This window comes from Fulvimarina fulva (assembly GCF_039652615.1).
Taxonomy (GTDB): Bacteria; Pseudomonadota; Alphaproteobacteria; order Rhizobiales; family Rhizobiaceae; genus Fulvimarina.
The window spans coordinates 103957-119381 of sequence record NZ_JBDJAC010000012.1 but is presented as its reverse complement, the minus strand read 5'-3'; the positions used below and the strand labels follow the sequence as shown (position 1 = coordinate 119381).

The following is a 15425-nucleotide window of genomic DNA, read 5'->3' as shown; positions in this document are numbered from 1 at the left end:
CCCGATCAGAACGGTCTTCGATCCGGTCTGGTCGGACCGCTCCAGATGACTGACGAAACCGCGTGTCCAGGAATAGGCCGGCGGGCCGTCGAGATCGATGACGAGGCCGCGCAGGCCACTGGTGCCGAATTTGAGGGAGGACATGGCGGGACGCTACCTTCTTTGCAGGGATGATGGCGGAACCCTCTATACAGGAAGGCGGCTTTCGAGAAAGCCGGCATCGCGCGCACAGGGTCCTGGCCTTGGTCCGGCAAACGGCTCAAACGCCGCTCGGGCTGCCGACGACCCATGAAACCGATGGTCTCAAAGGTCCGCCGGTATCACACGCTCGCGCGGTGTCCGCTGATACGAAATCCGCTTGATCGCTTCGCGATCGCGGATTTCAAGAACGCTCAGCAGCCCGCCGGACACCCGATCAATGCCTTGCGGTCCAGAGTCTTAGAACGGCTTGACGATCACCAGCACGATGATGATCGCGAGAAGCACCGCCGGAACCTCGTTGGCGATCCGCCAGAACTTCGAGGAATGCTTGTGTTCGTCATTCGCAAACTTCCGCAGCGAGGCGGCGAGGAACATGTGCAGGGCACTGAGGATCACGACGAAGGCGATCTTGGCATGGAGCCAGGCGCCTTGGAACTCGACGACCTTGGCCGCGAGCCAGAGGCCGAACGCCCAGGTGATGATCATGGACGGTGTGCCGATGCCGCGTAAGAGCCGGCGCTCCATCACCTTGAAGGTTTCGGACTGGGGCGTCTTCGGCCCGGCCTCGGTGTGGTAGACATAAAGGCGCGGCAGATAGAGCAGCACCGCCATCCACGAGATGACGAAGAACACGTGGATCGATTTCATCCACAGCTGCGCCTCGACCGGAATGAGCCAGAGGACCGCCACCAGCACGACGAGACCCACGATGGGGATGATCATCTTCAGGGGCGAGGGTTTGGATCTTGTCGTGTCGCTCACGTCGCGGCCTTCATCTTGGGTCATACGGTTCGAGGGGCTTGCCGCGCATCGCTTCGGCAAACCGCCCGGTTCGCTTTGAAGGCTTGAGGCGGCCCGAAGTCAACCGACCGGGCCTTCCGCGGACAGCGACAAACCGTCAGCCGCGAATGCGCTTCAACAGCTGCTCGACATGGGCGATCGGCGCATCGGGCGTGATGCCATGGCCGAGATTGAAGATGAAGGGCCCATCCGACAGGGATTCGAGGATGAGGTCGACGCCCTCGTCGAGCGCTTTTCCACCTGCGATCAGGCGCAGGGGATCGAGATTGCCCTGGACCGCGCCACCTGCCTGAAGCTCCTTTGCGAAGGAAAGCGGCACCTGCCAGTCCATGCCGAGCGCATCGACGCCAGTCTCCTGGCGATAGGTCTTCAGGCGATATCCGGCGCCCTTGGCGAACCCGATGATCCTGGCGTCGGGGATCGCGGCGCGCACCCGATCGACGATCAGCTTGACCGGCGCGATGGCGTAGTCGGCAAAGCTCTGCTCGTCGAGAACGCCCGCCCAGCTGTCGAAGATCTGGACGCAATCGGCACCTGCCCGCAGCTGGCGGATCAGATAATCGGCGCTCATTTCGGCAAGCAGCGTCAGAAGCTGCTTCATCGCTTCGGGATGCTGATAGCCGAACATCCGGGCCGGGGCCTGATCGGGCGTGCCATGCCCGGCGATCATATAGGTCGCCACGGTCCAGGGAGCTCCACAGAAGCCGATCAGCGTCGTCTCCTCGGGGAGCTCTTCGCGAAGCCGCGCAACCGTCGCTATGACGGGTGCCAGATGGGTTTCCGCCAGGCTCGGATCGAGACCCTCGATCTCGTCGGGCCGGATCGGGTTCATCATCGGGCCTTCGCCCTTCACGAACTTCACACCGCGTTGCAGCGCATCCGGGATGACGAGAATGTCGGAGAAGAGGATCGAGGCATCGAAGCCGAACCGCCGGATCGGCTGGAGCGTCACTTCTGTCGCAAAGTCGGGATTGTAGCAGAGGTCGAGAAAGCCGCCGGCCTTCGCGCGGGTCTCGCGATATTCCGGCAGGTAGCGCCCTGCCTGGCGCATCAGCCAGACCGGAGGTGTGCCGACGCTTTCGCCTGCCAGCACCTTCATGAGTTTGCGCTCCGCCATCTGCGGCCCTCTCCCCTTATAGAATCCTTTCTTAAAAGGATTTTTGATTCTTTTTAGACTCGGTGGATTGTGGGAATTCACACCGGCGGCAGCGTTTGCGGTGGTTCATCCGCATCCTTGGCCCTGTCGTAGCGATGATGGCACTGGCTGTCGAGAAGAACGGGGACGAAGCGGCCGCTTTGCCTTGAAAATCAGGCTATCCGGCCAAGGATTGTCGAACCATCCCGATGTGGAGAACCTGTCGACGCCATCGGAACATTGCACGGTTTTCAACAGATTACCGCAGTCGCTGTCGACTCCCGTGCTTCGCTCTGGCGATGGGGAAAAACCGGTGACTATCTACAGGGCGGTTACGCCCTGCCGGGCTTGTCCCGCGCTCTCCTGTGTCATGCACAGGGTCGCGAAGAATCCCGGGAGTCATAGGCGTTTCATATTGCATTTGAATGACGGATCGAGTCCGATACGGATGAGGCGATTCTCTTCTGCGCGAAGCCTTGGGACGAAATGCTGAGGCATGCCACGGGGTCAGCAGCGGGGGCACCGTTCAGCGGCGCGAGCGCCGTCTGTCGGGCAAAATGTTTCACGTGAAACGCTTCGCCGCCTCGCCATGCTGAAAGCGCAGGCGGGGAAGATCGATGCCGATCGGCTGGCCGTCTTGAACCCGCCATTCGCCTTTCACCATCACCCGGTCGGCTTGGGTAGCGCCGCAGAGAACCAGCGCCGCGATCGGATCGTGCGCGCCGGAAAAGCGCAGCTCGTCGAGGGTGAAGAGGGCAAGATCGGCCTGACGGCCCACCGCGATCGTCCCGATATCGCTGCGCCCGAGACAGGCGGCGGAGCCTTCCGTCGCAAGCTGAAGCGCATCGCGCGCGGTGACGGCTTCGGCCGAGCGATAGTTGAGGCGGCCGATCATCAGCGCGTGGCGCACCTGCTCCATCAGGTTGGAGGCATCGTTCGACGCCGATCCATCGACGCCGAGACCCACCGGGGAGCCTGCGGCCTTCAACTCGTTGACGGGGCAGAAACCGGAGGCGAGCACGGCATTGGACGCCGGGCAGTGACAGACCCCCACCTTGTGCCGCCCGAGTTTCGCGCATTCCTCGGTCGTGAAATGGATGCCGTGGGCCAGCCAGGTGCGCGGGGACAGCCAGCCGACATCTTCGAGATAGTCGACAGGCCGGCAGCCGAAGAGTTCGCGGCAGTAGTCGTTCTCGTCCTCGGTCTCGCCGAGATGGGTGTGCAGGCGGCAGTCGTGCTTTTCGGCAAGCGCCGCGCTTTCCATCATCAGGGACTTGGTGACGGAAAAGGGCGAGCAGGGAGCAAGGGCGATCTGCGTCATCGCGCCCTCGAACCCATCGTGATAGCGGCCGATCACCCGTTCGGCGTCAGCGAGGATCGTGTCCTTGTCCTGCACCACGAGATCGGGCGGCAGACCGCCATCCTTTTCCGACAGATCCATCGAACCGCGGGTGAGCGTCACCCGCATGCCGAGAGCCTTGGCCTCTTCGGCCTCGATATCGATGGCGTCGTCGAGCCCGTCGGGAAAGAGGTAATGGTGATCGGCCGCCGTCGTGCAGCCCGACATCAGAAGCTCCGTCAGCGCGAGGCGCACCGACAGGCGGAAGCTTTCCGGATCGAGGCGGGCCCAGATCGGATAAAGGCTCTTCAGCCAGGGAAAGAGCTCCTTGTCGATCGCGTCCGGATGGGCTCTGGTGAGCGTCTGGTAGAAGTGATGATGGGTGTTGATGAGCCCCGGCAGAACGACATGGTTCGAGGCGTCGAAGACCTCGTCCAAAGGCGTTCTCGGCTCCGCGCCGGAGGCAACGAGCTCGACGATCCGGCCATCCTCGACGACGAGACCGCCGCCTCCATTGTCAGCAAGGATCGCCAGCGGCGCCTTGATGAAGAGGCGCGTCATGCAGCGTCCTCGATGGCCGGCAGTCCGCCTGCGGCGCTCAGGAAGGCGATGATTTCCCCGATACCCTTCGCCCTCGACAGATCGGTGAAGATCGTCGGAAGATCCCCCCTCCCCTTCGCAGCGTCTCGCTCCATCCGTTCGAGGTCGGCGCCGACATGGGGTGCGAGATCGGTCTTGTTGACGATGAGGAGATCGGACCGGGTAATCGCCGGCCCGCCCTTTCTCGGTATATCGTCGCCCTGGCAGACCGAGATGACATAGATCGAGAGATCCACCAGGTCCGGCGAGAAGGTCGCCGCGAGATTGTCGCCGCCCGATTCCACGACCACGAGGTCGAGATCCGGATGGCGTTTCGTCAGATCGCGGATCGCGCGCATGTTGATCGAGGCATCCTCGCGGATCGCCGTATGGGGACAGCCGCCTGTCTCGACGCCGACAATCCGGTCGGAGGTGAGCGCCTGGGCGCGAACCAGCGCCTCAGCATCCTCTCTCGTATAGATGTCGTTGGTGACGACGCCAATCGACCAGTTCGCCCGTGCAGCCTTGCAGAGCTTTTCGACGAGGGTGGTCTTGCCTGAACCGACGGGGCCGCCGATGCCGACGCGCAAGGGTCCGTTTGGATGTGTCATGAAGAAAACAGCCTTGGTGACAGGGTTTCGTGGCGCATGGAGTGGATGTCGGAGAGTATCGCCGCCGATCCGAGATCGTCCGGCGAGGAGCCGGCGGCTTGTCTCGCAGTCTCGGCAATCACAGGTCCGAGCCCATGGGTGATCGCAACCGCATCGCTCTGGCCCAAGGGAACGAGCCGGATCGCGGCCTGGACGAGCATGTTGGAAAAGCCGTGGAGAAAACCGGTCAGCGCCTCTTCAAGGCAAAGGCCCAGCGAGGCCGACAAGGACCCGGCCGCGACCGGATAGGCGACGGGTCCCTCTGTGATCGCGATTTGATCTTCGCTCCGCCAGGGCTTGGCGGCCTCGCGAAACGCCTCCCCGAAATGCTCCGTCTCAGTGCGCCGCTCCAGGGAAAAGCCGAGCGCGAGAGCCAGCTCGTTGGCAGCCTCGAGCCGGGCCTTGTCGCTATCCGATGCTGCGTGATGGCTTTCGGTGAAGAGAACCGCGTCGTTCCAGCCGCTCCCCGACGTCAGGAGGACCGCTATCCAGTCGCGGGTGTCGTCGGCATTTCTCACCAGCTGGCTTCGAACCGCGCTTTCCAGCCCGTGCGACCAAGCGAAACCGCCAATCGGAAAGCTCGGCGAAAAGAGGGTGAGGAGTGAGACCAGGCTTTCGCGGTCTGGCCCATCCCGGTTTGATGGATTGCGTCTTCCTGCGTCGTTCAAATCGGGTCCGTTTCCTGGCGATCCCTCGGCTCGTGGTCGTGGCCATTGTGATGATGGGCGGTATGGGCATCGCCATAAGCGCCCCCTTCCGGGTCGAAGCCGCTTTCGATATGCGCCAGCGTCGCGCCGAGCCCTTCCAGCATGACGGCGATCACCGGGTCCTCGCGAATGAAAATGCGGTCGTCGTGGATTTCCGCCGCCAGATGCCGATTGCCGATCTGCCAGGCGAGCGCGAGGAGATGGCGCCCATCGCGCCCCCTCACCTCGATGAGGTTTTCGGGCTTGGCGCGGACTTCGATCAGCCGCCCATCATCGAGGGAAATCGCATCGCCGGCTTTGAGACGCCGCGCCTCGGGAAGATCGAGCAGGAAGGCGATCCCGCCATCGCTGACCATCGCCATGCGCCTGCGATGGCGCGCCTGTTCGTCGAGGGTGATCGTGTCGGCGGCGTCCTGCCATGTGCCACGGCTGACGATTGAAGTTCCGACGATCATGGACGGTTCCGTTTCCTGCGGGCCTTTGGTTCATGCAAAGATATTGGCGTGCGCGTCGTTTTGCCAGCGGTCAATTGCGCGGGCGGGAGCGCCGAAGGGGATACGGGTTTCCCGGTGCTTTTGTTAGCCGGCGTATCATTAGGGAAAGGCTCTTGCTGATGGCGCTTCAGAACCGGGTTCGTCCGTCAGGCGAGATCGTCGCCCACCCGTCGAAAGCCGGCCTGTTCATGGGCAATCGCGGCATCCTGCATGGCGATGACCGAACACTCGGCAAAAGCCGCTGGAAGCATGACCACTGGATCATCTGCGCGCTCGAATTTCGGGGAAGAAAGCGCGAGGTCATGAAAAGCGGCCGCTATACCGAACTCTTCTTCCTTGATGAGGCGGTCGCCCTGGCGGCCGGTCACCGACCCTGCGCCGAATGCCGACGATCGGCGTTTCTCGCTTATCAGTCAGCCTTCGAGCTGGTGGATGGGGGAAAGATACGGGCCTTGGCCATCGACAAGACGCTCCACCAGGCGCGCGTTCATTCGCGGAGCCGTGAACAGATCCGCTTCGAGGCCGATCTCGGCGCCCTCCCCGATGGCGCGATGATAATGTGGGAGAACGAACCCTGGCTGTTCTGGGGCCGCTCCCTGCTGCGCTATACGCCCGAGGGTTACGACGCCGTCATCGAACCGCGTTGGTCGTCCGCGATGCCGCGCCGGGTGACGGTGCTCACGCCGCAGCCGACCGTGAAAGCGCTCCGGAACGGCTTCGAACCGGTGGTCCACCCGAGCGCGACGATGCTGCTCGATCAGTCCTTCACGACGCGGCAGAGATAGGCTTCCTCGATGCCGCCGCGAAGCTCGTCGTAGAGATCGCCGCGATTGCCGCGGGTCCACCAGACCAGCGATTTCGAGACATATTTCGAACCGGACGCGGCAAGCGTCAGGGCGAACACCGTCGGATGGCCGCCGACCGGCACGATGGCGAGATTGCCGTTGGGCAGGTTGATGTAGTCGACGGTGATGCGCCCCGGCGTCTCCATCTCCTTGTCCTTGCACTCATAGGTGATCGTCTGGCGGTCCACCGGGCCGGTCACGTCGATCGTGATCTCTTCCGTCGTCTGGGCGATCGCGGACGCGGGAACGCCGAGGACGGACAGTCCGATCAGGAAGCCGGCAAACATGTTCATGGCTATGGTTCGCATCGACGCATGTTCCCCGCTTCTCAGTCTTTGATGGCTGCGGACAGGGATGAGCCACGGAATGGCGACCAATTCAAGTGTGAAGCGGCATTCGGCCGTCGTTTCGAGGGGAGAAGACCAAGATCTCGGATCGGAATTTACCGAAATTTAGTGACGTTTCGGCAGGTTCTTCGGAACGTATATTTGTCGGGCTTTTTAAAATGAGTATTGTTCACAGGCGCACGGTTCTCCTCGGATTGCTCGCGCTCCCCATAGCCGGGGAGCAGGCCCGCGCAAACGCCGAGCAGCCCTTCGACGATCCGTCCGCGCCCATCATCGACATCGTGGAGCTCGACGGGTCTCGTGAAACCTTCAGTCGTGACGATCTTGCCGGCTTCGAGCTCACGGGCTTCACCACCGCCCTGCCCTGGAACGGCGAGACGGCACATGTCGAAGGCCCGTCAATCGCCGATCTTGTGCGCAGCGTGGACCCGAAAGGCGAGGCGAAGAGGATCGAGATTGAGGCCCTGGACGGTTTTGTGGTCGCCGCCGATATCGAACAGCTCGTTGCCGATGGAGCGATCCTCGCCCTTCGTCAGGACGGCGAACTTCTGCCCGTGTCGCGTAAGGGCCCTGCCTTCCTGATGTTTCCCTTCGATGATCGGCCCGATGTGAAGGACCAGTTTCGCTTCGGCCAGTGCATCTGGCAAATAACACGTATCGAACTGTCATGATCCGAGGTCTGTCGAAGACTTTGGGCCGGTTTGACCGCCTGACCGGAACGCTGCTCGTCGCGACGATCGTCTGCGCGGGGTTTGCCGTTGCCACCAGCATCCGCCTTCAGCTGAACCAGCAGAAGATCATCGAAATCTCGAATTACAATCTTCAATATTCCTATGCGCGCACGCAGCTCGAAATCATGCGGCTCCAGGGCGCCATTCGGGATATCATCGGCGACCGCACCAACCTGACGAAGGCGAGCCTGCAACTGGCGGTTCTCGAAGGCCGGGTCGAGACGATACCACCGCGGCTGGGTTCCCGGGATATACCCGAGGCGGTGGAAGCGCGCGAAAGCCTCAGGACGTCGCTCGAGCGGATCAAGCCGCTCCTGCCGCTTCTTTCTCAGCCGGATCGGGCGCGTGCGGTTCTCGACCATCTCGATGACCGGGTCCGGGAATTCACGCGGCTCGGCGCCATCGCCAATTCGCGGCAGACGGAGCTCGCGAGCTATGAGCGGGACGTGCTTGCGAGCACGATGGTCTGGCTCAGCGTCAACCTGTTCGTTCTTTGCGCGATGGGCTTCCTGCTTCTCGTCATCGTCTTCAAGCAGCGACGACATCTTGGTCGGCTCGCCGTCACGGACCCGTTGACCGGCCTTGCCAACCGGGCCGCCATTCAGGGCTGGGTCTCGCCCGGCGGGCGGGCCACGAACCTTTCGCTCGCGATCGTCGACGTCGACCATTTCAAGTCGATCAACGACGAGTTCGGCCATGCGGCGGGCGACGAGCTTTTGCAGCTGATCGCCGATATTCTGAAACGCCATGCGGGCGAGGGCGCTCTGCCGGCCCGGATAGGCGGCGACGAGTTCGTCGTGCTCTTCGTCGGAGCCGGGGCGCAGGCGGCGGCAGAGCGCTGCTCGGCAATTACCGAAACCTTCCGCAAGGAGGCGCGCCTCCTTGGATTCACCGAAGTGGATCTCAGCATCGGCCTTGTGCAAGGCCTTGCGCGGACCGGCGACGACCTGCGCCCGCTCATGCAAGAGGCCGATGCTGCGATGTACAAGGCCAAAGAGGTGGGTGGAAGCCGACGGCAGGCGCGAGGCGACCGGGCGCGGCGCGGTCCGCTGCGCATCGTTCCGGGCGATATCGTCGTGGCGGACGAGGCTTCAAACGGGTCGCCGACGCCGACGCCGATGATGAGCGCCTGAGCCTTTTTTAAAGGGAAAACGGGCGGGCTCCGTCTCCTCGTCTTGCCTCGCGCGGCCCGCGCCCCCGATCAGAACAGGAAGTAGCGCTGGGCCATGGCGAGTTCCTTCGCCGGCTCGCAGGTGAGGAGTTCGCCATTGGCGCGCACCTCGTAGGTTTCCGGATTGACCTCGACTTCCGGCGTCATGTCGTTCAGCACCATGGAGGCCTTGGAGATGCCGCCGCGCGTGTTTTCGACGGCAAGGAACGTCTTGTCGCAGCCGAGCTGTTCACGCAGGCCCGCATCGAGTGCGGCCCGTGAGACGAAGGTCGCGCCGGTTGCGCCGACTGCCTTGCCGAAGGCGCCGAACATCGGGCGGTAATGCACCGGCTGGGGCGTCGGTATGGAGGCGTTGGGATCGCCCATGGGGGCGGCCGCAATCATGCCGCCGATCAGCACCATCATCGGTTTGACACCGAAGAAGGCCGGGTCCCACAGCACGAGATCGGCCCGTTTGCCGACCTCGATCGAGCCGATTTCCTTCGACATGCCCTGCGCGATCGCCGGATTGATCGTGTATTTCGCCACATAACGGCGCGCGCGCAGATTATCGTTGTCACCCGTTTCGTCGGGAAGGCGTCCCCGCTGGCGCTTCATCTTGTCGGCCGTCTGCCATGTGCGGATGATCACCTCGCCGACGCGGCCCATGGCCTGGCTGTCGGATGCGATGATCGAGAAGGCACCCATGTCGTGCAGGATGTCTTCGGCGGCGATCGTTTCCTTGCGGATCCGGCTTTCGGCAAAGGCGATGTCCTCGGGGATCGAGGCGTCGAGGTGGTGGCACACCATGAGCATGTCGAGATGCTCTTCGAGCGTGTTCACCGTGTAGGGCCGCGTCGGATTGGTGGAGGAGGGGAGGACATTGGAAAGGCCGCAGACCTTGATGATGTCCGGCGCATGGCCGCCTCCTGCGCCCTCCGTGTGGAAGGCGTGGATCGTGCGGCCCTTGAAAGCGTCCACCGTGTTCTCGACGAAGCCGGACTCGTTGAGCGTATCGGTATGGATCAGCACCTGAATGTCGTAATCGTCGGCGACGGAAAGGCAATTGTCGATCGCCGCCGGCGTCGTGCCCCAGTCCTCGTGCAGCTTCAGCGCGCAGGCGCCGCCCTTGATCATTTCTTCAAGTGGAGCGGGAAGCGAGGCGTTGCCCTTGCCGGAGAAACCGATATTCATTGGAAACCCGTCGACCGCCTGCAGCATCCGCCCAAGGTGCCACGGCCCCGGCGTGCAGGTGGTCGCGAGCGTGCCATGAGCCGGGCCCGTGCCGCCGCCGAGCATGGTGGTGACGCCGGAAAACAGCGCTTCCTCGATCTGCTGGGGACAGATGAAGTGGATGTGGCTGTCGAAGCCGCCGGCGGTGACGATCTTGCCTTCCGCCGCGATCGCCTCCGTGCCGGGGCCGATGACGATGTCCACATTCGGCTGGGTGTCCGGGTTGCCGGCCTTGCCGATCTTGACGATCCGCCCGTCCTTGAGCCCGATATCGGCCTTGTAGATGCCCGTATGGTCGAGGATAAGCGCATTGGTGACGACCGTATCGACCGCGCCGTCCGCCCGCGAATGCTGGGACTGGCCCATGCCGTCTCTGATCACCTTGCCGCCACCGAACTTCACCTCCTCGCCATAGGTGGTGAGGTCCTTTTCCACCTCGATGAAGAGCTCCGTATCGGCGAGCCGCACCTTGTCGCCGGTGGTGGGGCCGAACATTGCGGCATAGGACGAGCGGGAGATTTTGGCGGGCATGGCATGCACCTCGTCGAGAGTATGGGACGCTCGCCGATCCCAAGGCGCTTGCCTGAGGCGCTCCGTCGAGCCGGCGAGTACCGCCCGAAGCGGCGGAGGGGTTGAACTTTGTCGGCCCGCAAAGGCCCTTGATGCGAAAGGTTAGCGCCAATCGGCGTGGCGAGGAAAGGGTGTGGTTTCAAAGCGGTTGCCTAAAGACAAGGCAGCCGTGCCTGTGTTTGGAGCGCTGCGGCGCGCCCGGCCTGAGGCCTCATGCTCGAATTGCGTTGCGCCGAAGACGAACGCGGTTATGCTAAGCATCTGACACCATTTTCAAAAATCGATGTCGTCACCCATGTTTGCTCGCCTGTTCTCCCAACTTGCCATCTGTTCCGGCGCCATTTTGGCCGTCGGACTTTTTTCCGGTGAAAGCCTTGCCCAGCCTTATGGACCGGGCCCTGCCGGCACCTTGCCGGGGACCTCGATGGCCGGCGCGCGGATCGTCGGCGCGCCGACGCAATCGCCTGGAATAGAAGGCGCGCGCATCTTCGGAGACACGAATGCCGAACGCCAGTTCGGCAAGCCCTTCAACGACAGCTATCTGCGGCCGAAGGTGATCCAGCCCGAAGCCGGCAATTCGGCCGCGAGACAGGCGGTCGAAGGCCGCTCCGATCTCAATGGCATTTCGGCGGGAAGATTTGCCCGTGAGGGGGCCACCGCGATCGGCCGCAGCAGCGTGACGCGCGGACAGAGCATGGGGCGCCGTCCGGTCGCGCCGCAGCCGAAGGGCCATCCGGCGCGCGGCGGCCGGGCGATCATCCGGCGGTGAAGGCGCTCCGCAATCCGGTCGATCGTCCCACGCGCCCCACCTGAAGCCGGAAGAATACGGCGCACGGCACTTTGCTCGATTTCGGCAAGTCAGGTTAATGTTGCCCGCTCGATCACGAAGCCTTTTGAACGAAGGCGTTTATCCTCTCTGAGCGGCCCTGTCCGCGGTTCTTCCAAAAGCCAAAAAATCCATTTATTTCAGATATTTGTAATGACGCTCTGGCTTTCGGAACGAAGCCAGCGATGACGAAGCGCCGATTGAGACCATGCTCCGAGGGGCGGCGGCACGTTGAGGCGAGCACCGTGTCGTGACCTGTGCAAGGGCCGGGAAAGCGCTGGAAAGGACTGACTTTGCTTGATTTCCGGGTGAAAACCCGCACATTGGTCGACGACGCCAATCGATCGGTGGATTTCAAGCCATGCGTTCCGTTTCCAGCATATCCCTCATTGCCCTCGCAATCGCGGGATCGCTCGCTGCACTGCCTGCGGGCGCGCAGACGCTCGGCAATCCGTCGTCGGGAGCTGGTTCGACCACCGGTTCCTTCGGCACAGGCACAGGGACGACCTCCGGGTCGTTCTCGTCCGGTATAGGCGGCAGCTCGCTTGAGAACAGCGGCGCAGCCGGCGGTCTCGACTCCATGCCGGAGCCCAATATCGGCTCTTCAGGCTCCTCCGGTATCGGCTCGGAGTCCGCGATCGGAAGCAACACCACGGAGCAAGCGACGGAAGGATCGTCCACGATCAACTCGGTCAATTCAGGCGACTTTGCCCGTTCCGGCAATATCGGCACCTCCGACGTGACCGGTTTCGGCGGTGAGGAGAACTCGTTGGCCTCTTCAGGCGGGAGTGGGCAGTCCTATACGCCAGGCGCCGGGAATGCGGCGCAGTATCGGATTTCTTCGCCGCCCGTTGGTATCGATCTCTCGGCCATCCGCGCTGGCCTGCGCAATGCGCCGAGCGCAACCCCGAAGGCCAGCGGGGACTGACTCCAAAAACTCCGCGATCGCGAAGCGACGAACCGTCTTTCGAACGGGCTTTGCGTGATCTCGCAAGCGAACGCGATCGTGACCCTTTCGTGACAGGGGCCATGACGCCTTTCGCAGATGCGAAATATGCTGTATAGACGCGTTCAAACAACAATCGAGCGGCACTCCGGTCGGGGCGACATTCTCGCAGCCCGGCCTTTTCGTTCGTTGATATCTTATTCGTACCTGATCCGGTGACATCATGAAGCTCCGCAATATCGCGATCATCGCGCACGTCGACCATGGCAAGACGACCCTCGTGGACAAGCTCCTCGCCCAGTCGGGCACCTTCCGCGAGAACCAGCGCACCGAAGAGCGCGCCATGGACTCCAACGATCTGGAAAAGGAGCGTGGCATCACGATCCTCGCCAAGGCGACCTCGGTGGAGTGGAAGGACACCCGGATCAACATCGTCGACACGCCGGGCCACGCCGATTTCGGCGGCGAGGTCGAGCGTATTCTCAACATGGTGGATGGCGCGGTGATCCTCGTCGATGCCGCCGAGGGCCCGATGCCGCAGACCAAGTTCGTGCTCGGCAAGGCCTTGAAGGTCGGTTTGAAGCCGATCGTCGCGATCAACAAGATCGACCGCTCGGACGAGCGCCACAAGGAAGTTCTCGACGAGATCTTCGATCTGTTCGTTGCGCTCGATGCGAGCGAAGAACAGCTCGATTTCCCGGTTCTCTATGGGTCTGGTCGCGGCGGCTGGCTGGCTTCTGAGCCGGACGGACCGCAGGATCAGGGTCTGACGCCGCTCTTCGATCTCATCCTCGACCACGTTCCGGAGCCGGACACGGCGAACGTCAACGAGCCGTTCAAGATGATCGGCACGATCCTCGAAGCCAACCCCTTCCTCGGTCGTCTGATCACGGGCCGCATCCAGTCCGGTTCGATCAAACCGAACCAAGCGGTCAAGGTTCTCTCGCGGGACGGCTCGCAGATCGAGACCGGCCGCATCTCGAAGATCCTGGCCTTTCGTGGGCTCGATCGCGTGCCGCTGGAATCGGCCCAGTCCGGTGACATCGTCGCGATCGCGGGCCTCTCCAAGGGCACCGTCGCGGATACCTTCTGCGACCCGTCCGTTACCGAGCCGCTGGAAGCCCAGCCGATCGATCCGCCGACGGTGACGATGAGCTTCATCGTCAACGACTCCCCGCTGGCCGGAACCGAAGGCGACAAGGTGACGAGCCGCGTCATCCGCGATCGTCTCCTGAAGGAGGCCGAAGGCAATGTGGCGCTGGAGATTACCGAGGCGGCGGACAAGGATTCGTTCTACGTGTCCGGACGCGGCGAGCTTCAGCTGGCCGTCCTGATCGAGACCATGCGCCGTGAAGGCTTTGAACTCGGCATCTCGCGCCCGCGCGTCGTCATGAAAGAGGGCGAGAACGGCCAGATGCTGGAGCCCATCGAAGAGGTCGTCATCGACGTCGACGAGGAGCATTCCGGCGTCGTCGTGCAGAAGATGAGCGAGCGCAAAGCCGAGATGATCGAGCTCCGCCCCTCGGGTGGCGATCGTCAGCGGCTGGTCTTCCACGCCCCGACGCGTGGCCTGATCGGCTATCAGTCGGAACTTCTCACCGATACGCGCGGCACGGCGATCATGAACCGCCTGTTCCACTCCTATCAGCCTTTCAAGGGCGAGCTCGCGGGCCGCAACAACGGCGTTCTGATCTCCTCGGAAGACGGTGAGAGCGTCGCCTACGCGATGTTCAATCTTGAGGATCGCGGTCCGATGGTGATCGATGCGGGCGTCAAGGTCTATGCCGGCATGATCATCGGCATCCATACCCGCGAGAACGATCTGGAAGTGAACGTTCTGAAGGGCAAGAAGCTCACCAATATGCGTGCGTCCGGCAAGGACGAGGCCGTGAAGCTGACCCCGCCGATCCGCATGACGCTGGACCGGGCTCTTTCCTGGATCCAGGACGACGAGCTGGTCGAGGTGACGCCGAAGAACATCCGTCTTCGCAAACTCTATCTCGACCCCCACGAACGCAAGCGCTTCGAAAAGGCCCGCAAGGCGGCCTGATCGGATTTCGCAAGAGACAAGAGGGCAGGGTGCTTAAGAGCATCCTGCCCTCGCTCGCGCGTTTCACGTGAAACATTATATTTCAGAAGGAATGGCCCATCAGGGTTTCGGCGGGTCCGAAAGTTCCGCGCCGGCATAGATTTCCGAAAGCGGCAGCTCGATCCCCGCTCCGGTCAGCGCCAGCACCCGATCCATCTCGTTCGTGATCTCCGTCTGCCATGCTTCGTCTTCTGACGTGCGAGAGACATGGATGACGCCGACGAATTTCGGCTCGACGATCACGATATGTCGCATCGTCGGAACGTGCTTGTACTTTTCGAGCTTGCGGATGCGATCGAAGTCCCGCGTCGTCGGCGACAACACCTCGAAGACGACGGTTGGCGATTTCGCCTTGAAGTCTTCCGGACCGGTCGGACCGCAATCGATGCCGACATCCGGTCTCCTGACCTGATTGGGAAGCGTTTCGACGGAACCGTCTGCCGTAAAGGTCTCGCATGGCGAGCCGGAGAGGCGTCGCTCCAGTGCGACTATGATCTTGACGACCATTCGGTCATGACGACGGGAAACTCCCGTCATCATCTTGAGCGGGAAGCCGCCGACGAGTTCATAGCGTTCGCTCTGTCCCTGCTGCCAGGCAAAGAACTGCTCTTTCGTCCAGGGCTCGAAATCTCGAAGGCTACTCATCGCTCGCTCCATGGGCGGCCATCCCGTTGCCGCCATAGTCGAGCATCACTATAGAGGGTGGCAAGGCGAAATTGAATGCGCGAGACGAACGCCGAAACGATGCTGTTTCCCGCCGTTTCGTGAGATCCTATGCGTAG

General features: G+C 62.5%; 15 protein-coding genes. 6 read left to right on the top strand and 9 right to left on the bottom strand.

From position 1 onward, the window contains the following. Window positions 1–438 precede the first annotated feature (438 nt). The 6 genes from hemJ to ABDX79_RS15955 all read right to left on the bottom strand — a co-directional run bounded on the left by hemJ (window position 439) and on the right by ABDX79_RS15955 (window position 5867). Window positions 439–963 carry a protoporphyrinogen oxidase HemJ gene (gene hemJ / locus ABDX79_RS15980; protein ID WP_346221301.1) on the bottom strand — a complete coding sequence of 175 codons (525 nt, stop codon included), beginning with the start codon at window positions 961–963 and terminating at the stop codon, window positions 439–441. Window positions 964–1099: 136 nt separating this feature from the next. Continuing rightward, a complete protein-coding gene (hemE, locus tag ABDX79_RS15975) occupies window positions 1100–2119 on the bottom strand; it encodes a uroporphyrinogen decarboxylase (RefSeq protein WP_346221300.1) in 1020 nt (339 codons plus the stop codon). A gap of 580 nt (window positions 2120–2699) precedes the next feature. Then, window positions 2700–4037, bottom strand: a complete 1338-nt coding sequence (locus ABDX79_RS15970) for an 8-oxoguanine deaminase (RefSeq protein WP_346221299.1) — start codon at window positions 4035–4037, stop codon at window positions 2700–2702. Continuing rightward, on the bottom strand, window positions 4034–4666 hold the full coding sequence (gene ureG / locus ABDX79_RS15965; RefSeq protein ID WP_346221298.1) for an urease accessory protein UreG: 633 nt from the start codon (window positions 4664–4666) through the stop codon (window positions 4034–4036). Before ureG ends, ABDX79_RS15970 begins: the two co-directional genes overlap by 4 nt. After that, entirely contained in the window at window positions 4663–5223 is a 561-nt protein-coding gene (locus ABDX79_RS15960; RefSeq protein ID WP_346221297.1) for an urease accessory protein UreF, read from the bottom strand. Before ABDX79_RS15960 ends, ureG begins: the two co-directional genes overlap by 4 nt. Before the next feature lie 146 nt (window positions 5224–5369). Continuing rightward, entirely contained in the window at window positions 5370–5867 is a 498-nt protein-coding gene (locus ABDX79_RS15955; RefSeq protein WP_346221296.1) for an urease accessory protein UreE, read from the bottom strand. A 158-nt stretch (window positions 5868–6025) separates the two neighbouring features. On the opposite strand from ABDX79_RS15955, the gene ABDX79_RS15950 reads away from it, so the two are divergent. Continuing rightward, window positions 6026–6691 carry a hypothetical protein gene (locus tag ABDX79_RS15950; protein ID WP_346221295.1) on the top strand — a complete coding sequence of 222 codons (666 nt, stop codon included), beginning with the start codon at window positions 6026–6028 and terminating at the stop codon, window positions 6689–6691. Here the strand turns inward: ABDX79_RS15950 and ABDX79_RS15945 are convergent. Continuing rightward, window positions 6664–7059, bottom strand: coding sequence for an MliC family protein (locus ABDX79_RS15945; RefSeq protein ID WP_346221294.1), 396 nt, complete (start codon window positions 7057–7059; stop codon window positions 6664–6666). The two genes, ABDX79_RS15950 and ABDX79_RS15945, sit on opposite strands and share 28 nt — an antisense overlap. 197 nt (window positions 7060–7256) lie before the next feature. On the opposite strand from ABDX79_RS15945, the gene ABDX79_RS15940 reads away from it, so the two are divergent. Continuing rightward, on the top strand, window positions 7257–7769 hold the full coding sequence (locus ABDX79_RS15940) for a putative pterin-binding protein (RefSeq protein WP_346221293.1): 513 nt from the start codon (window positions 7257–7259) through the stop codon (window positions 7767–7769). A gap of 20 nt (window positions 7770–7789) precedes the next feature. Beyond that, window positions 7790–8962, top strand: a complete 1173-nt coding sequence (locus ABDX79_RS15935; RefSeq protein WP_346221292.1) for a GGDEF domain-containing protein — start codon at window positions 7790–7792, stop codon at window positions 8960–8962. A 68-nt stretch (window positions 8963–9030) separates the two neighbouring features. Here the strand turns inward: ABDX79_RS15935 and ureC are convergent, their stop codons facing one another. Continuing rightward, window positions 9031–10743 carry an urease subunit alpha gene (gene ureC, locus ABDX79_RS15930; protein ID WP_346221291.1) on the bottom strand — a complete coding sequence of 571 codons (1713 nt, stop codon included), beginning with the start codon at window positions 10741–10743 and terminating at the stop codon, window positions 9031–9033. Between the two features lie 334 nt (window positions 10744–11077). Between ureC and ABDX79_RS15925 the strand changes: the two genes are divergently transcribed. The 3 genes from ABDX79_RS15925 (at window position 11078) to typA (ending at window position 14604) form a co-directional block, all read left to right on the top strand. Further along, a complete protein-coding gene (locus ABDX79_RS15925) occupies window positions 11078–11551 on the top strand; it encodes a hypothetical protein (protein WP_346221290.1) in 474 nt (157 codons plus the stop codon). Between the two features lie 418 nt (window positions 11552–11969). Continuing rightward, window positions 11970–12536: a hypothetical protein gene (locus ABDX79_RS15920; protein ID WP_346221289.1), complete on the top strand. Its 567-nt coding sequence runs from the start codon at window positions 11970–11972 to the stop codon at window positions 12534–12536. Between the two features lie 241 nt (window positions 12537–12777). Beyond that, entirely contained in the window at window positions 12778–14604 is a 1827-nt protein-coding gene (gene typA, locus ABDX79_RS15915) for a translational GTPase TypA (RefSeq protein ID WP_346221288.1), read from the top strand. A 99-nt stretch (window positions 14605–14703) separates the two neighbouring features. On the opposite strand, the gene ABDX79_RS15910 is transcribed toward typA, so the two are convergent. Beyond that, window positions 14704–15288 carry a Uma2 family endonuclease gene (locus ABDX79_RS15910; protein WP_346221287.1) on the bottom strand — a complete coding sequence of 195 codons (585 nt, stop codon included), beginning with the start codon at window positions 15286–15288 and terminating at the stop codon, window positions 14704–14706. Window positions 15289–15425 lie beyond the last annotated feature (137 nt).